The sequence below is a fragment of the Kribbella endophytica genome (genome assembly GCF_054781295.1).
This window is the reverse complement of the sequence record NZ_BAAGUR010000002.1, coordinates 1,279,748-1,296,096: the sequence shown is the minus strand read 5'-3', so window position 1 is coordinate 1,296,096 and position 16,349 is coordinate 1,279,748. Positions and strand designations below refer to the sequence as shown.

Here is a 16,349-nt window from a genome sequence, read left to right as displayed (position 1 = left end):
GGCCGGTGTAGCGTCTACACCGCCGAATGGATGCCAGCGGCCCCCCACGGGGCAGGGAGTGATCACGGAGTGCACGTCGTCATCATGGGCTGCGGACGCGTCGGGTCGACGCTCGCGCGGACCCTGGAGAAGCGCAGCCACACAGTAGCGATCATCGACCAGTCGGCCGACTCGTTCCGCCGGCTCAGCGCCAACTTCTCCGGCCGCACGATCACCGGGATGGGGTTCGACCGCGAGGTCCTGATCGAGGCCGGGATCGAGGACGCCGAGGCGTTCGCGGCGGTCTCGAACGGAGACAACTCCAACATCCTGGCCGCGCGCGTCGCCCGGGAGAACTTCGGGATCGAGAACGTCGTCGCCCGGATCTACGACCCGGGCCGCGCCGAGGTCTACCAGCGGCTCGGCATCCCGACCGTCGGCACGGTGAAGTGGACGGTGGACCAGATGGTCCGCCGGCTGCTGCCGAGCGGGTCGGAGCCGGAGTGGCGCGACCCGTCGGCGACCATCCGGCTGGCCGAGGTGCACGTGCACTCCGGCTGGGTCGGGCGTGCCGCGTTCGACATCGAGAAGGCCACCGGCGCCCGGGTCGCGTTCCTGACCCGGCTCGGCGAGGGTCTGCTGCCCAAGGCGGACACCGTCATCCAGGAGGGTGACTTGGTGCACGTCGTCATGCTGGAGACCGAGGCCGCGGCGATCGAGTCGCAGCTCGGCACCAAGCCTGAGGAGCTGTGATGCGGGTCGCCATCGCCGGTGCGGGGAACGTCGGCCGCTCGATCGCGGGCGAGCTGCTGGAGAACGGGCACGAGGTGCTGCTGATCGACAAGGATCCGCGGGCGATCAAGGCCGAGTCGGTGCCGCGCGCCGAGTGGCTGCTGGCCGACGCGTGCGAGCTGTCGTCGCTCGAGGAGGCCGCGCTGCAGCGCTGCCAGGTGGCGATCGCGAGCACCGGTGACGACAAGGTGAACCTGGTCGTCTCGCTGCTGGCCAAGACCGAGTTCGGCGTACCGCGCACTGTTGCCCGGGTCAACCATCCGCGCAACGAGTGGATGTTCAACGAGGCGTGGGGCGTGGACGTGTCGGTGTCGACGCCGCGGATCATGTCGGCGCTGGTCGAGGAAGCGGTCTCGGTCGGCGACCTGGTCCGGCTGTTCACCTTCCGCCAGGGCGACGCGAACCTGGTCGAGCTGACGCTGCCCGAGGACTCCCCGATGATCGGCCTGCGCGTCGGCGACATCGACTGGCCGACCGACACGGCGCTGGTCACGATCATCCGCGAAGGCCGCGTCCTGCGGCCGGACCCGGAAGGCACCTTGGAGCTGAACGACGAACTGCTGTTCGTCGCGGCCGACGAGACCGAGGAACAGCTCGAGGACATGCTGTCCCCGCACCACCGGAAGTAAGTAGTTGGGGAAGGCGCAACCTTCCCCAACTACTACTTGTTACTTGAGCCCGAAGGCCCGGTCGATGCGTTGGTCGATCGAGGCGCCTGAACCGTCAGCACGCGTGCGCAGGCTGACGTAAGTGGCCCCGCGTGGTGCGTCGAGCCGAGTGGTCCAGCCCGACTTGTCCTGGCGCAGAGAGACCGATCGCCAGGTCTTGCCGTCGTACGAGATCTCCAGCGTCGGCTTGCGGATGCCCGCGGTGGAGTTGGTCTCCGACCAGCGCGGCGTGACCGTCAGCTCGTTCCGGCCGACCACGTAGTCGAGCTGGATCAGCGACAGCACCGTGTCGGTCGCCGCCGAGGTGAAGCCCCACTCCGTCCGAGTAGCCGTCGAGTACGGGTGCGGGTACGTCCCCCGCGTGTTGTCCGCGACCAGCTTGTACGGCAACCGCTCCGGCTTCAGCCCACTCACCGTCAGCTGGTCCCGCGCATCCTGCGCGACCAAGGTGCTGCCCTGGTAGAGGCTCAGCTGCTGAGTGATGTCCCAGTTCCCGAACGCCGTACCGACGTGGTCACCGCCATCACCCCATCCAGGCGACACCGCCGCCAACTGCTCACCGGCACGCACCGGCGACAACCCCTTGGCCAGCCGAGGCCGCTGCACCGGACCGAACCACTGCAGCGCACTCCGGCTCCCACCCGAGTAGCTCCGCCACCCCGGCTCGGTCTCCTGCACCTCGCGCATGATCTCGGCCTTCGCCTGGTACGGCACACCGGCCGTCACCCAGTCCGTCCGGTCCCCCTGCACCGTGGTGCCGGAGGCGTTCATCGCCGACTCCCAGTCGGTGTTCCAGACGTCGTACCGGTTCTCCAGCCCGCGCCCCGGCCGGAAGTTGCGGTAGGCAACATCAATCCGCGCCAGCTCGCGACCACCTGGCCGGTACGACGGCGAGCTCGGCACGTGGTCCCAGTAGCGCGACAGGTCGTACTGGTACTCCAGCGTCGGGTTCGACGTCACTGTCAACGTCCGCCGCCCCTTGCCGAGCTGCGCGATCAGCTGCTCGCCCTCGTCGTGCGTCAGCGTCGCGATCGTGATCGGCGGCGGGTTCGGCGCGTAGATCGAGTCCGTCCACGGCTCGAGCTTGCCCGGCCCGTCGTTGACGACAACCAGCAGCTTCGCCCCGGCAGCGACAGCCGCCGCGGTCTGCTGCTCCACCGACCCGTTGTTCCGTACGACGACCGCCTTGCCCCGGTGACTCCCGTTCCGGTCGGCCAGTCCCTGCTCGACGAAGACCGCGTCCAGCTGCTGACGACCGCGAGCCAACGGCTGCGCCGCCCGGCGTACCAGGAGGTCGTCAAAACCGTCCACTGTCAGCGCCGGCTGCTCCAACCGCCAGCGAGCACCGGCAACGAAGTCGCCGTCCGTCACCTTCCCGGTCGGCAGCACCCACACGCTGTCGTACGACGGGTTCGGCCACCGCGACGACCCGACCGAGAAGTCCCGCCCGAAGTCGCGGTACACGTTCGCCCGCACCTCGCCCAGCGTGGTCGACTGCGGCGCGGTAGCGCTCAGCTGCCGCGCCTTGCGTGCGTCGTACGTGACCGTCTTGTCCTTGTCGAGGTGGATGTCCACCAGCGTCAGTACGGCGAGCCCCTTGCTGCTCGGCCCGTTGGCACCTTCCACGTCGGTCGTCAGCCAGGTCGTGTAGTCCCCCGGCGGCAGCCGCAGCTCAGCGCCCTCTTCACCGAGGACGAACTGCCCGTAGCTCCCCCGGCCGATCAGAATCGCGTCGCCGCTCAGCGGCCGACCGCTCCGGTCCTTGGCGTTCAGGGTGAGCTGGTACCGCTCCCCCTCACGCCCGACGCCGATCACCGTGCTCAACTGCACACCGGTGCCGGTAGCGACCAGCCGACCCGACAGCTGCTTGTCGACCGGTACGGCGTTCACCGCCACGGTCACCTTGACCTCAGCGGTCCCGTGCGCGGGCACAGTCACCTTCGGGCTCGACAACGCGAACAGCCAGGCCGGTGCGTCAGCAACCTGGGTCGAGAGGTTCAGCTCGACCGCCTGGTCGCCGTCGTTGGTGTAGGTGACGGTCCGCTCGACCGACTCGTTCGGCTGCACCGGCCACGGGTGGAAGCCCGAGTAGACCGAAGCGGTGGCGCGTACCTTCGCCTTGCTGGCTGCTGCGACGTCCAGCCGGCCGCTGCCGCCCTGGTACGGGATGTACTCCGGTGTCGGCTTGGCCGAGCTGACGATCGCGTCCTTCAGCTGCTGCCCGGTCCAGTCGGGGTGCTGCGCCGCGAGCAGTGCAACGGCTCCGGCCACGTGGGGCGTCGCCATCGACGTACCGCTCATCAGTTGGTAGTACCCGCTGCCTTCAGCGGCGTACTGCGAACGGGCGGCCAGGATGTCGACGCCCGGCGCGGTGATGTCCGGCTTGAGGCCGCCGTCGCCGACCCGCGGTCCCCAGCTGGAGAACTCCGCGAGCTTGTCGCCGCCGTCGACCGCACCGACAGTCAGTGCCGCGTCGGCGATGCCTGGCGCGGAGGCGGTGTAGTAGCCCGGTCCGGCGTTGCCGGCGGCCACGGTGAACAGTGCACCGGTCTCGGCGGACAACTCGTTCAGCGACTGGCTGATCGGGTCGGTGCCGTCGGTCGGGCCGCCGCCGAGGCTCATGCTGACGACCTTGGCGTGCTGGTCGCGCGCGGCCCACTCCATCCCGGCGATGATCCAGGACTCCTGGCCGCTGCCCTCGTTGTCGAGCACCTTGCCGATGTGCAGCCGGGCACCCGGCGCGACACCGCGCTCGGTACCGCCGGACGCGTCACCGGTCCCGGCGATCGTCGACGCGACGTGCGTGCCGTGGCCCTGCCGGTCGGTGACGTCCAGCTCCGGTACGAAGCTCGTGGAGGCCACCACCCGGTCGTCGAGATCCGGGTGCTGCAGGTCGACGCCGGTGTCCAGTACGGCGACGTCGACGCCCTCGCCGGTGTTGCCACCGCGCCAGACCTCCGGCGCACCGACCTGCGCGACGCTGTCGGCCAGGTCGGCCTTGAACTTGCCGTCCAGCCAGACCTTCTCGATGCCACCGGCCAGAGCAGCGCTGCGGGCCGTCGTACTGGTCAGCGACTTCCAGAACGCGGCCGGCTGGTCAGTGGACAGTGCGGCACCCTGAATGCTGGTGAGCGTCTGCTGCTTGCGCGCACCGGTCGGCACCTGCTGGCTGCGCGACCGGGTGGCCGCGTCGGTGTAGGTGACGATCAGCGGGAGCTCGTCGCCGTACCCGTCGGCCAGCAGTCTGGTGACGTTGAAGAGGTTCTCGTCGAGCAGCTTGGCGGCCAGGAAGCGGGCGGCCGAGCGCGGGTAGACGTAGGTGTCCTTGCCGTCCACGTGCACGTCGTGGTCGGCCAGCCGGCCGTCCGGACCGGTGACGCGGTAGTTCTGCTTGCCGTCGGCGGCGACGGTGACCTCGACCTTGTCACCCGTGATCAGGGTGACGGTCCGAGGAGTCGTGCCGGGTGCTGCGATCGGCAGCGTGGGGGCGGTTGACGCGATGGCGGGACCACCGGTCAGGGTCGCGGCGACGGTCAGCGCCGCCGCGAGTACGGCGGTCACCGCCCGAGCGCGACCGGGGCGTGGTGTCACAGGTGCCTCACAGGGTTTCTACGGACAAAGTCGTGAAACCCTAGACACCGCGATCACGCTCGGTCGCGGAAAAGCGCTGTCACATAGAGGACACGTCCTCTACGCGACAGCGCCGGACGACTACTTCTTCTTACCGCCACCCAGCAGATGGGTGATGTGGTCGCGCGCCTCGTCCCACTTGTCCGCGGGCAACGAGCCCCGCAGTACGGCGTACGCGAGCCACAGGGCCAGGGCGTAGAACGGCAGGCCGAGGCCGACCTTCGCGATGCCCAGGGCGTTCAGGCTGCCGGCCAGGTACAGCGGGACCTGGACGATGAGCCGGATCGCGAACAGCGCGACGAAGACCCAGGTGGCCCGGCTGAACCCACGCAGCATCGCGGGGTCGCGACGCCACGCCGTCCCGGTCTGGGTGATCAGGCCGTACAGCAGGCCGAACAGCGGCCAGCGGATCAGCACGGTGATCAGGTAGAGCAGGCCGTAGCCCACGTTGGTCAGCAGGCCGGGCAGGTAGACGTCCTCGGCGTTGCCGCTGCGGTTCGCCACCCAGGCAGAGATCAGGACACCGACGAAGCCGCCGAGCACGTTGCGCAACGGCTGCTTGCGGACCAGCCGCAGTACGGCGACCGCCGCACCGCAGGCGATCGCGACGATCAGCGCGAGCTTCAGGTCGTGGTCGGTGACGCCGTACACGATCAGGAACGCGATCCACGGCAGCCCGATGTCGAGCAGCGCACCCCAGCCGCCGAGCGCCTGGAAGAAGTCCTTGTCGGTGGTCTTCGGCCGGTCCTCGGTGGAACCGTCCGGCTTGTCGTCGGTCAGCTCCGCCTCGGCGGCCTCGAGCTCCGGCCGCAGGATCTCGACCAGTTCCTCGTCGGTCGGGTGCTTCGCCTCGCGGCCCCGATCGTCGTCACGGCGTGGCTCGGAGGCACCGCCCAGGTCCGGGGCGATGTGCCCGTCCAGGTCTCGTTCGGAGTCCTGTCCGGCTCGTGGCTCAGCCATGCGCGGCCGTCGGACGCAGCTCGTAGCGCGGGTTGAACATCACCCGGTCGCCGTCGACCACTCCGATCCGCCCGGACGCGATCAGCTCCGAGCCGGGGTGGATGCCGGCGATCTTGCGCCGGCCGAGCCAGACCAGCTTCACCGTGCCGGTGCCGTCGTACAACTCGCCCTCCAGGGCCGGGACACCGCCGCGCGGGCTGAAGGTGATGGTGCGCAGCGTCCCGTACAGCGTCACCATCTCCCGGTCGTGACAACCGGTGATCGACCGCGCGCCACAGTCGTGGGCGAAGTCCTTGAGTACCTCGGCGTCCTGCTCGTCCTGGTCGCCGGCCAGGCCTCGGAAGGCACGTCGCCACAACCCTGCGGGTTTGTCGCTCCCCATGGGATCAGTGTAATCCGCGCGCGAACGCGCTGAACCGGAATCCGGACACCGGGATCAGGCCTCTTCCTCGGCGGCCGGCTGCGCGCCCTGGGGCAGCTTCAGCGCGAGCGACTCACGCGGCGCCATCGGCTCCGAACCGCGGACGACGACGACGTTGCGGAAGGCCTGCTCCATCGGCGGTGCGGCGTCCGGCTCGACCGCCGCGCGACCGAGGATGGTGCCGCGCACCAGCCAGCGCGGGCCGTCGACACCGATCACGCGCGAGGTCTGGCTGAAGATCTGGCCCTCGGGGTCCTGGACCGGTACGACGAGCACGAGCTCGGTGCCGAACGGGCCCTCGGTCTCCGACGCCGTACCGCCCATCTTGGTGGCCTCGCTCGCGATCTCGCGGCGGACCTCGTCCCAGATGCCGGCCGTCTTCGGTGCGGCGAACGCGCGCAGCTCCAGCGCCGAGTCCTCCAGCACCAGCAGGATCGCCTGGACGTCGCCGCTCTGCTCGTCGACCTGCAGCCGCAGCTCCATGCCCGGCAGGCCGGTGATCACCAGCGCGCCGAGGTCGATCCGGTCCTCCGCCTCCAGCGTCTCCGGGTCCACCTCGGTGACGTCGAACGGACCGCCCGCGAGGTCCTGGACGGCCTCGGCGGTCGTGGACTCCTCGGTGCCACCGTCGCCGGCGGTCTCCTCGGTCGTCTCCTCGACGGTGTCGACCGTCTCCACGGCGTCGTCGTTCTTGGCCTTGCGGCGGAAGATCACTGCTCTTGCCTACTTCCTCGATCGTCAGTCTTCTGGGGGCGGCACAAACCCCGCCGTAGTCTCCCGTACCCGCAGGTCAGCGGGCGGCAACCTGATCAGCGTGTCACATCACCGAAACCACCGGTCGAGCCGTGTCCCCCCGTGCCGCGCGCGGAGCCCGGCAGGGTGGTCACCTCGACGAACCGGGCCTTCTCGACCTGCTGGATCACCAGCTGCGCGATCCGGTCGCCGCGCCGCAACGTGACCTCGGCGTGCGGGTCGTGGTTGACCAGACACACCTTGATCTCGCCGCGGTAGCCCGCATCCACTGTGCCCGGTGCGTTGACGATCGACACCCCGTGCTTGGCGGCCAGTCCGGACCGCGGGTGCACGAACGCGGCGTACCCGTCCTGCAGGGCGATCGCGACGCCCGTCCCGACCAGCTGACGCTCCCCCGGCTTCAGCGTCACGTCGTGCGAGGCCACCAGGTCGGCCCCGGCGTCGCCGGGGTGCGCGTACGACGGGAGCGGCAGCTCCGGGTCGAGCCGCTGGATCAGTACCTCGGTCATGGGTTCACCTCGTAGTCGTGGACCTGCTCGGTCGTCATATCGGTGCCGTGCTCCACAAAGTGCTCCGGCGGAACGACAACGAACACAGCGCTCGCCCGTAACGCGACATTGCCCTCGGGTCCGCCGAGCCGCCCGGTCGCCTTCGCGTACATCCGCCGTCCGGCGAAGCCCAGGCACCGGGCGGTCAGGAAGAGCGTCGTACCGACCGGCACCGGCCGGATGTAGTCGGTCTCGAGCCGCCCGGTCACCATCGGCCGCCGCAGCAGCCAGGACAGACCGCCCAGCGTCTCGTCGAGCGCCAGCGCCAGTACGCCGCCGTGCGCGAGACCAGGTGCGCCCTGGTGGTCGGCGGTGACGGTGAACTCGCCGCTGATGCTCACCTCGGGCCCAGCGGTCGACACCAGCCGCAGGCCGGTCGGGTGCGACGGTCCGCAGGCCACACAGTTCTCGTAGTGCGACGGCAGGACCGTGCCGGGAGCAGGTGCCTCCGGGTGACGCTCCGGCGGCTCCAGCTCACGCTGCGGGGTCGCAGAGCGGGTCGGGGGCTCGATCACGAGAGGCGACCCTACCGACGTCACATGTTGAGCCACATGCCAGGCTGGTGGTGTGACGAACTATCGGGAGCGGTTGAGCGTGCCGGTGCGCTGGTGGATCATCGCCGCCCTGCTCGTCCTGACCATCTGGCTGATCGTCGCGGTCCCCGCCGGTCAGCCGGCCGGACTGGTCGCCGGTGGAGTCGTGGCGGTCCTGCTGGCCGCGCTCTTCATCCGGTACGGCGGTGCGCTGGTCGAGGTGGACGCCGAGCGACTCCGCGCCGGCAAGGCCGCGATCGAGCGCGAGTACCTCGGCAAGGTCGAGCCCCTGACCGGCGAGGCCGTCCGCACCGCGTTCGGCCGCGACTGCGACCCGGCGGCGTACCTGGTGCTGCGCAGCTACCTGAAGGGCGCGGTGCGAGTGGAGATCACCGACCCGCACGACCCGGCGCCGTACTGGCTGATCGCCACGCGGAACCCGGAGCGGCTCGCAGCGGCTCTGACGGAGAACAGCGTGGCAAGATCCTGAAGTAACGGGATCAAGCTAGGGAGGCAGTGGTGATCGGAGCCAAGATCGGCTGGAAGCTGGTGCTGGCGGTCTTCACGATGGTGGTCGGACTGGTCGCCAACAAGGCGGTCACCACGGCCTGGAAGATCGGGTCCGGCGGGAAGCCGCCGAAGAAGGGCAGCACTGAGGCCGGCTACGTCGAGGTGGTCAGCTGGGCGGTCGCCAGCGGCGCGGCCGCGGCGGTGGCCAAGCGGTTCGCCGAGCAGCGGGCGGCGTCGTACTGGCTGAAGTCCACCGGCCACCTGCCGCCGGGCTTCGAGGCCGAGGCCGTCAAGGGCGCGGCTAAGGACGTCGTCAAGGCCTGAAACGCACCAAGGGACCGGCCCCCGGAAAGGGGGACGGTCCCGATTGGTACGGATCAGCCGAGCAGGGCGGCCGCGCTGCTGTGTGTCAGGCAGCGCAGTCGCGGCAGATCAGCTGGCCGTTCTTGCTGTTCGCGAGCTGGCTGCGGTGGTGGACCAGGAAGCAGCTCGAACAGGTGAACTCGTCGGCCTGGCGCGGGAGAACCCGTACCGCCAGCTCCTCGTGGCTCAGGTCGGCGCCGGGCAGCTCGAAGCTCTCGGCCGCCTCGGCCTCGTCCTCGTCGACCTTGCCGGAGTTCTTGTCGTGACGGCGAGTCTTCAGCTCTTCGATCGACTCCTCGCTGGAGTCCTCGTCCGTCTTGCGCGGGGCGTCGTAATCAGTCGCCATGGTGTTTCCCTGCCCTCTTCGTACCCGTGGTGTTGCCTGCTGAGCCCTGGAACGGATAACGCGCCCGAGAAATTCCGCCCGGAATCCTCTGGTCCCCCGAAACCCTTGACAGACAGGCTGGGACCGGACTCGCTTCCGCTCCCGAGGCAGGGATTGTGCCCTATAACCCGGCCATCGCGCGCGTCGGGGTCCACCTTCTGACCCGCGTGTCGAAGAAATTGTCAGGACCGAACAGAAGTTTGCGCGTTACCGTCCCGTACAAGCAGTTTGTGTGCACAAACGAGCATACGCTCTGCGCGCAGGGCTCCTCGACTACTGACGCAGCGGGTCCGCGGCGGCGAGCGCGTCGTGTAACGCATCGAACACCGCGGGCGTAGCCGCGATCGACATCTCCGGCGAGACCTCGGCGCCGTTGAGGCCGCCGACCCGCGCGCCTGCCTCGGACGCGACCAGTGCGCCGGCGCCGTAGTCCCACGGGTTCAGCCCGCGCTCGTACACCGCGTCGAGCCGTCCGCAGCCGACGTAGCAGAGGTCGATCGCGCCGACCCCGATCCGCCGGATGTCGCGAACCTTGGCGATCAGCTGCTGGACCACCTCAGCCTGCACCAGGCGGCGGTCCGGGTCGTAGCCGAAGCCCGTCCCGACCAGGGCCCGGTCGAGCGACGTGCAGTCCGAGACCCGGATCGGCTTGCCGTCCAGGTACGCGCCACCGCCGAGCGTCGCGGTGAACACCTCGCCCTTCGGCGCGTCCACGACCACACCGGCGACCGTCACGCCGTCCTGCTCGACCGCGATCGACACGGCGTACGTCGGGATGTCGTACAGGTAGTTGACCGTGCCGTCGATCGGGTCGACGACCCAGCGCACACCGCTGGTCCCGTCGATGTCGTCGCCTTCCTCGCCGAGGAACGAGTCGTCCGGCCGCGCCTCGAGCACGCGGGCCCGGATCAGCTCCTCGGACTCCCGGTCCACGGCGGTGACGATGTCGGTCGCGGTGCTCTTGGTGTCGGCGACGGTGATCGTGCCGCGGCGCCGTTCGACGATCAGCTCGGCCGCCTCGGTGGCGACCGTGACGGCCAGCTTCAGCAGTTCCTGCGGGGTGCTCATGCGGTTTCCTTCGGTCCTGCTGTCGTTGGTACGGCGGTCTGGGTGGGGGTGGAGGGGCGGCGCAGGGCGGGGCAGCAGTCAGGGCGGCAGTTGTCCCAGCCGGGACCCAGCTTGCCCACGCAGGGCCGCTCCGGGTGCTCACCGCGCTCGGCCTCGGCCCGCTCGACCACGAGGTCGCGCAGCATCGTCACGAACCGCGGGTCGGTGCCCGGCGTCGCCGCCCTGGCCATCGGCAGGCCCAGCTTGACCGCGGTCGCCGCGGCTTCGGTGTCGAGGTCGTAGATGACCTCCATGTGGTCGCTGACGAACCCGATCGGTACGACGGCCACGCCGGGCACACCGGCCGCGGCCAGCTCCTCCAGGTGGTCGTTGACGTCCGGCTCGAGCCACGGGACCTGCGGCGGGCCGGAGCGCGAGCAGTAGACCAGGTCGGTCCGCCGGGTGACGCCGGTCCGGCGCTCCAGCTCGGCGGTGATCTCGGCCGCGACGTCCAGGTGCCAGCTGACGTAGCCGTTGCCGTCCGGGCCGCTGGTCGTGTTCATCGCGGTCGGGATCGAGTGCGTCACGTAGGCGATCGCGGCGCCCTCGGGCAGCTCGCTCAGCGCGGCCGCGGTCGACTCGACGAAGGACCCGACGAAGCCCGGGTGGTTCGCGTAGTGCCGCAGCTTGTCGATCACCGGCGCGTTCTCGACCGCGGCGGTCGCGTCGGCCAGGTTCTCCCGGTACTGCCGGCAGCCCGAGTACGACGGGTAGGCGCTGGTCACGATCACCACCGCCCGGCGGATCCCGTCGGCGGCCATCTCGCGCAGCGTGTCGGTCAGGTACGGCGCCCAGTTCCGGTTGCCCCAGTACACCGGCAGGTCGAGGCCGATCTCGTCGAACGACTCCCGCAGCGCGGCGAGCAGGGCCCGGTTCTGGTCGTTGATCGGGCTCTTGCCGCCGAAGCCGTAGTAGTGCTCGCCGACTTCCTTCAGCCGCTCGTCCGGGATGCCCCGGCCACGGGTCACGTTCTGGAGGAACGGCAGCACGTCTTCGGTTTTCTCGGGGCCACCGAAGGACAGCAGCAGCACGGCGTCGTACGGGGAAGGATCAGGCGACACGGGGTGGGGCATACACCGAGTTTCTCAGGCCCTCCGGATACGGTGTGCACGGTCCCCCATGCTGATGCCCTACGTCCACCTCATGCGCCGTCCCGGTGCTGCCGCGTTCTGCGCCGCCGGGATCCTCGGGCGTATGCCGATCTCGATGATCGGGCTGGGCATCGTCATCCTGATCGCCCAGGAGAGCGGCTCGTACGGACTGGCCGGTGCGGTGTCCGGAGTCGCTGTGGTCGCCGGTGCGATCACCGGCCCGATCCAGGGTCGTCTGGTCGACCGGTTCGGGCAGCGGAGCCTGCTGCTGGCCGGGAGCGTGCTCTGCACGATCGGCCTGGCCGGGCTCCTGCTGGCGGTCCGCGCCGACGCACCGACCGCCGTGCTCTACCTGCTGTCGTTCCTGGCCGGTGCCACTCGTCCGCAGGTCGGTTCGTTCGTCCGGGCACGCTGGACGCACCTGCTGGGCCGCGGCCGAGCTCTGCAGACCGCGTTCGCGCTGGAGGCGGTCGGCGACGAGGTGGTCTTCATCATCGGCCCGGTGCTGGTCACAGCGCTGGCGACCCAGGTCAGTCCGTACGTCGCGCTGGGCGCTGCCGGTGTGCTCGGCCTGGCCGGCGGCATCTGGCTGGCGCTGCTGCGTCGCTCCGACCCGCCTGGTCGCGGCAAGGCCAACGGAGCCGAGCAGGCTCCGCTGCCGTGGCTGTCGTTGCTGCTGCTGTCGCTGATCGGCCTGGGGCTCGGGGCGACGCTCGGTAGCGCTGAGGTCGTCACTGTGGCCTTCACAGCCGAGCAGGGGCAGCCGGGGATGTCTGGCGTCGTACTGGCGGTGTGGGCGTTCGGGTCACTGCTGGCTGGGCTCTGGTACGGCTCGGTGCACTGGCGGGCTCCGGTGGAGCGCCGGCTGCTGATCGGGACGATCCTGCTGGCCATCTCGCTGGCGCCTCTGCCGTGGGTCGGCAACACCGTCGTACTGGGTGGAGTGCTGTTCTGCGCCGGGCTGACGATCGCGCCGACGATGGTGGCGGTCACCGCCTGCGTCGAGGAGTGGGTGCCGCCACAGCGGCTGACCGAGGCGATCACCTGGACGGTCACGGGGATCCTGCTCGGTGTTGCCCCGGGCAACGCGGCGGCTGGTCACGCGGTCGACGTGTGGGGCGCCTCCTCGGCGTACTGGGTGCCGGTGTCGATCGGCGTGCTCTGCGCGGCTGTTGCCGGTGTCTCGATCACGTTCGCCCGGCCGAAGACGGTGTTCGCGCACAACTAGCGCGGCAGCGGGGCGTTCCAGCCGCGGCGGATGGCGAGCAGTCGGATCAGGAAACAGATGACCGCGGCCGTCACCGGGACCCACAGCTCCTCGTAGTCGAGCGCCGCCGCGACGACCACGATGCCGGCGCCGAGGAAGGCCGGCGTCGCGTAGATCTCCGAGCGCAGGACCACTGGCACCCGGCCGGACAGGATGTCGCGGATCACTCCCCCGCCGATGCCCGAGATCGTCCCGAGCAGCGCGGCCGGCAACGGCGAGAGCCCGTAGCTGGTCGCCTTGACCGCGCCGGTCACGCAGAACAGCGCCAGGCCGGCCGCGTCGAAGACGTTCACCATCCGCTCCAGCCGCCCGATCCGCGGGTGCAGGAAGAACGTGAGCAGCCCGGCCAGCACCGGTACAACGAGGTACCGCCAGTCCTGCAACGCGGCCGGCGGGGTCGCGCCGATCAGCACGTCCCGCAGGAACCCACCGCCCAGCCCGGTCACCAGGGCCAGCACCAGGATCCCGAACACGTCCAGCTTCTTCCGTACGCCGACCAGCGCGCCCGTGATTCCGAACACGAAGATCCCGACCAGATCCAGCACCTGCAGCACCACAGACCCGTCCATGCTGCGCACGCTAACTGTCCACAGCCCAACGGAAATGAGAGGCTCGCTGGTCGCCGGGCAGCTAGGGTCTGCGACATGTCCGGTCCACCAGTCGTCGACTACCGCGCCACGTCGGCCCGCCCCGGCTGGGACGCGCTGCCCGCGGGTCTCCAGCATTCTCTGGCCGTTGCCCTAGGCACCGAGATCGCCGAGGCCGGCCGCCCGGTCGGCTCCGGCTTCACCGGCGGCTTCGCGGCCCCCGTCACCCTCGCCGACGGCCGCGAGCTCTTCGTCAAGGCAGCCCCCGACACGATGCACGCGTACGGCGCCTACCAACGCGAAGCCGAAATCGTCCCGCAGCTCCCACGGGCCATCCGCGTCCCGAGCATCGTCGCCACCGCAACAGCCGACGCTCCCGCCAACGCTCCCGCTACGCCGTCGGCCGACACGCCCCAAGTCCCGGCCCCCGCCCTGGAGTCGCCCGGCGCAGCCGGCACGACCAAGTGGTTCGCAGTTGCCTCCGAGCGCATCGACGGCCGCATGCCCGGCTCGCCCTGGACCCTCGACGACTTCGCCGCGGTCACCAGCGCCTGCGAGACCATGGCCGACGCCCTCACTCCAACACCTTTGACCGGCCTCGACGTGCTCGTCGACGACATCGCCTCCGGTGGCTGGCCGATCGATCTACCCGAACAGATCCGCACCGGCGACCGCCCGCTCCCGCCCGGCTTCCAGCCCTGGCTCCCCGACGTACTCCAGGAATTCTCCGACCTGATCGCGCTCTACCCCGAGGCCCTCGCCGGCGACACCGCCATGCACAGCGACCTCCGCCCCGACAACCTCCTCATCGACCCGGCCGGCACCTGCTGGACCGTCGACTGGAACTGGCTCTCACTCGGCCCGAAGTGGTTCGACTGGTCCTGCCTGCTCCCGATCGCCCAGTACGAAGGCATCGACACCCAGGCCGCGATCAGCAGCTCACCACTCACCGCCGACGTTCCCGCCGACCACCTCGACTGCGGCGCGGCCGTCATAGCGGCGTACATGCTCGACGACCTCGACGCCCCGCCCCCGCCCGGCTGCACGCCCGAGCTCCGCCGCCACCAGCGCCTCTACGCCTGGACCTTCCTCGACTGGCTCGCGATGCGCAGAGGCTGGTCCAGCTAGTCCAAGTGAAAGCCAAGCTCCCGAGCAGCCTTGGTAGGCACCGGATCGGCCCACCGGTTCGTGTAGTTCGCCGACGTCGCCAGCGACCGCGGCTCCAGCTTGTCGACGTACACGGTCCCACTCAGGTGGTCGGTCTCGTGCTGGAAGATCCGCGCCTGCCATCCGGACAGCGCCAGCTTCCGACGCTCGCCGCTCACGTCGGTGTAGACCGCGTCGACCTTCAGCGCCCGATTCACCACACCCGTGTACCCCGGCATGCTCAAGCAGCCCTCGTAGAAGCCGCGCCGCGTCCGCCCGACAGCCTCGTACGACGGATTGATCGCCGCGAAGAACTCCAGCGGGTACCGCTCCCGCGCCTCCGCGATCTCCTCCGGCACGGTCGCCGGGTCCTCCATCACAGCCATCCGCAGCGAGACCCCGACCTGCGGCGCGGCCAGCCCGACGCCCGGCGCGGCCTTCATCGTCCGCCGCAGCAGCTCGACGAACTCGGTCAGCAGCTCGTCGTCCAGCTGCCCGTCGTACGGGTCCGCCTTGTGTCGCAGCACCGGGTCGCCCAGCGCCACGATCGGCGCGACGTCGTCGCGGTACAGCTCGACCAGCGCCTCGACGCGGTCCTTGACGGTGCTTGGTGTACTCATGGCTCCTCGGGAGGTGGTCACGTGGGCGGTCAGTGGTGCGACCAGCGAACTCGTGAGCAGTACTCGACGGGACACCCGCACGGTTCACTCCGATCGGTCGGCCTACCCCCAGCAGCTTAAGATCGTATACATGACTAAAGGCCCGGTGACGCGCTACAAGGTCGAGGTGCAGGACGGCGACAAGACGTCCCGCCGCGAGGACGTCGTGGTCACCGAGGAGCCGCTCGAGCTGCGGCTGGAGTGGCCCGGCCGACCGCCGGAGGCGCTGGTCGTGACGATGCGCACACCGGGGTCCGACTTCGAGCTGGCCGCCGGCTTCTGCCTCGCCGAGGGCTTCGCCGTACGGCCGGACGCGATCCGCACGGTCGCCTACTGCACCGACGCCGTACTGACTCGCGAGCAGCAGTTCAACACCGTCACGGTCACCTTCGACGGTCCGCCCGACCGCGAGCCCCCGCAGCGGTACGGCGTGACCTCGGCCGCGTGCGGCGTCTGCGGCCAGCAGAGCCTCGACGAGCTGGCCGAGCGCGAGTACGACCCGGTCGACCCGGTCGAGGCCCCCCTTGACCTCGTACTACGACTGCCCGACCTGCTGCGCGACGCGCAGCCCACGTTCGGCCGGACCGGCGGGCTGCACGCGGCCGGACTGTTCACCACCGACGGCCGCAAGGTGGTCGTCAAGGAGGACGTCGGCCGGCACAACGCGGTCGACAAGGTGATCGGCTGGACCGTGCTCAACCAGCACAGCCGCAAGGGCCTCGTGCTCGCCCTCAGCGGCCGCGCCGGGTACGAGCTGGTGCAGAAGTCGGTCGCCGCCGGAATCGGCATGATCGTCGCGGTCGGCGCCCCGTCCAGCCTGGCGGTCGACCTGGCCCGCAAGTTCGGCATCACCCTGGCCGGCTTCACCCGCGGCGAGCGCTGCGTGATCTACAGCGCACCCGAGCGCATACTGCGGTAGCAGACCCATCCGCCACGGTTTCTGCTCCGAA

The 16,349-nt window shown here is 70.0% G+C and carries 18 protein-coding genes; 7 read left to right on the top strand and 11 right to left on the bottom strand.

Annotated features, from left to right (window positions below; all coding sequences use genetic code 11):
* Nucleotides 1-69: 69 nt before the first annotated feature.
* Both ACYVIO_RS24510 and ACYVIO_RS24505 read left to right on the top strand, forming a co-directional pair.
* Nucleotides 70-732: a potassium channel family protein gene (locus ACYVIO_RS24510; RefSeq protein WP_460653202.1), complete on the top strand. Its 663-nt coding sequence runs from the start codon at nucleotides 70-72 to the stop codon at nucleotides 730-732.
* Nucleotides 732-1,400 (top strand): potassium channel family protein, encoded by a 669-nt coding sequence (locus tag ACYVIO_RS24505; RefSeq protein ID WP_077016494.1) that lies wholly within the window; start codon nucleotides 732-734, stop codon nucleotides 1,398-1,400. Before ACYVIO_RS24510 ends, ACYVIO_RS24505 begins: the two co-directional genes overlap by 1 nt.
* 39 nt (nucleotides 1,401-1,439) lie before the next feature.
* Here the strand turns inward: ACYVIO_RS24505 and ACYVIO_RS24500 are convergent, their stop codons facing one another.
* The 6 genes from ACYVIO_RS24500 to ACYVIO_RS24475 all read right to left on the bottom strand — a co-directional run bounded on the left by ACYVIO_RS24500 (nucleotide 1,440) and on the right by ACYVIO_RS24475 (nucleotide 8,266).
* On the bottom strand, nucleotides 1,440-5,000 hold the full coding sequence (locus tag ACYVIO_RS24500; RefSeq protein ID WP_460653201.1) for a S8 family peptidase: 3,561 nt from the start codon (nucleotides 4,998-5,000) through the stop codon (nucleotides 1,440-1,442).
* Nucleotides 5,001-5,150: 150 nt separating this feature from the next.
* Nucleotides 5,151-6,029, bottom strand: coding sequence for a DUF3159 domain-containing protein (locus ACYVIO_RS24495; RefSeq protein WP_460653200.1), 879 nt, complete (start codon nucleotides 6,027-6,029; stop codon nucleotides 5,151-5,153).
* The gene (locus tag ACYVIO_RS24490; RefSeq protein WP_184794433.1) at nucleotides 6,022-6,411 is read right to left on the bottom strand and encodes an OB-fold nucleic acid binding domain-containing protein; all 390 of its coding nucleotides are present in this window, start codon (nucleotides 6,409-6,411) and stop codon (nucleotides 6,022-6,024) included. Before ACYVIO_RS24490 ends, ACYVIO_RS24495 begins: the two co-directional genes overlap by 8 nt.
* Before the next feature lie 54 nt (nucleotides 6,412-6,465).
* Nucleotides 6,466-7,164, bottom strand: a complete 699-nt coding sequence (locus ACYVIO_RS24485) for a DUF3710 domain-containing protein (RefSeq protein ID WP_460653199.1) — start codon at nucleotides 7,162-7,164, stop codon at nucleotides 6,466-6,468.
* A 95-nt stretch (nucleotides 7,165-7,259) separates the two neighbouring features.
* The gene (gene dut / locus ACYVIO_RS24480; RefSeq protein ID WP_460653198.1) at nucleotides 7,260-7,712 is read right to left on the bottom strand and encodes a dUTP diphosphatase; all 453 of its coding nucleotides are present in this window, start codon (nucleotides 7,710-7,712) and stop codon (nucleotides 7,260-7,262) included.
* Nucleotides 7,709-8,266: a PaaI family thioesterase gene (locus ACYVIO_RS24475; RefSeq protein WP_460653197.1), complete on the bottom strand. Its 558-nt coding sequence runs from the start codon at nucleotides 8,264-8,266 to the stop codon at nucleotides 7,709-7,711. Before ACYVIO_RS24475 ends, dut begins: the two co-directional genes overlap by 4 nt.
* A gap of 52 nt (nucleotides 8,267-8,318) precedes the next feature.
* Here ACYVIO_RS24475 and ACYVIO_RS24470 point away from each other — a divergent pair, with 52 nt between their 5' ends.
* Both ACYVIO_RS24470 and ACYVIO_RS24465 read left to right on the top strand, forming a co-directional pair.
* Entirely contained in the window at nucleotides 8,319-8,774 is a 456-nt protein-coding gene (locus ACYVIO_RS24470; RefSeq protein ID WP_460653196.1) for a DUF3093 domain-containing protein, read from the top strand.
* 29 nt (nucleotides 8,775-8,803) lie between these two features.
* Nucleotides 8,804-9,118 carry a DUF4235 domain-containing protein gene (locus ACYVIO_RS24465; RefSeq protein WP_460653195.1) on the top strand — a complete coding sequence of 105 codons (315 nt, stop codon included), beginning with the start codon at nucleotides 8,804-8,806 and terminating at the stop codon, nucleotides 9,116-9,118.
* A gap of 85 nt (nucleotides 9,119-9,203) precedes the next feature.
* Here ACYVIO_RS24465 and ACYVIO_RS24460 read toward each other — a convergent pair whose 3' ends face one another.
* The 3 genes from ACYVIO_RS24460 to ACYVIO_RS24450 all read right to left on the bottom strand — a co-directional run bounded on the left by ACYVIO_RS24460 (nucleotide 9,204) and on the right by ACYVIO_RS24450 (nucleotide 11,722).
* Nucleotides 9,204-9,503 carry a DUF4193 domain-containing protein gene (locus ACYVIO_RS24460; protein ID WP_012921380.1) on the bottom strand — a complete coding sequence of 100 codons (300 nt, stop codon included), beginning with the start codon at nucleotides 9,501-9,503 and terminating at the stop codon, nucleotides 9,204-9,206.
* 312 nt (nucleotides 9,504-9,815) lie between these two features.
* Entirely contained in the window at nucleotides 9,816-10,610 is a 795-nt protein-coding gene (locus ACYVIO_RS24455) for an inositol monophosphatase family protein (RefSeq protein ID WP_460653194.1), read from the bottom strand.
* Entirely contained in the window at nucleotides 10,607-11,722 is a 1,116-nt protein-coding gene (locus tag ACYVIO_RS24450) for a ferrochelatase (RefSeq protein WP_460653193.1), read from the bottom strand. Before ACYVIO_RS24450 ends, ACYVIO_RS24455 begins: the two co-directional genes overlap by 4 nt.
* Before the next feature lie 46 nt (nucleotides 11,723-11,768).
* On the opposite strand from ACYVIO_RS24450, the gene ACYVIO_RS24445 reads away from it, so the two are divergent.
* Nucleotides 11,769-12,968 carry an MFS transporter gene (locus ACYVIO_RS24445; RefSeq protein ID WP_460653192.1) on the top strand — a complete coding sequence of 400 codons (1,200 nt, stop codon included), beginning with the start codon at nucleotides 11,769-11,771 and terminating at the stop codon, nucleotides 12,966-12,968.
* Here ACYVIO_RS24445 and ACYVIO_RS24440 read toward each other — a convergent pair.
* Entirely contained in the window at nucleotides 12,965-13,576 is a 612-nt protein-coding gene (locus ACYVIO_RS24440; RefSeq protein WP_460653191.1) for a trimeric intracellular cation channel family protein, read from the bottom strand. The genes ACYVIO_RS24445 and ACYVIO_RS24440 overlap by 4 nt on opposite strands.
* Nucleotides 13,577-13,651: 75 nt before the next feature.
* On the opposite strand from ACYVIO_RS24440, the gene ACYVIO_RS24435 reads away from it, so the two are divergent.
* On the top strand, nucleotides 13,652-14,722 hold the full coding sequence (locus ACYVIO_RS24435; protein ID WP_460653190.1) for a phosphotransferase family protein: 1,071 nt from the start codon (nucleotides 13,652-13,654) through the stop codon (nucleotides 14,720-14,722).
* Here the strand turns inward: ACYVIO_RS24435 and ACYVIO_RS24430 are convergent.
* On the bottom strand, nucleotides 14,719-15,360 hold the full coding sequence (locus ACYVIO_RS24430; RefSeq protein WP_460653189.1) for a peptide deformylase: 642 nt from the start codon (nucleotides 15,358-15,360) through the stop codon (nucleotides 14,719-14,721). The two genes, ACYVIO_RS24435 and ACYVIO_RS24430, sit on opposite strands and share 4 nt — an antisense overlap.
* A 130-nt stretch (nucleotides 15,361-15,490) precedes the next feature.
* Between ACYVIO_RS24430 and fdhD the strand changes: the two genes are divergently transcribed.
* Nucleotides 15,491-16,318 carry a formate dehydrogenase accessory sulfurtransferase FdhD gene (fdhD, locus tag ACYVIO_RS24425; RefSeq protein WP_460653188.1) on the top strand — a complete coding sequence of 276 codons (828 nt, stop codon included), beginning with the start codon at nucleotides 15,491-15,493 and terminating at the stop codon, nucleotides 16,316-16,318.
* Nucleotides 16,319-16,349 lie beyond the last annotated feature (31 nt).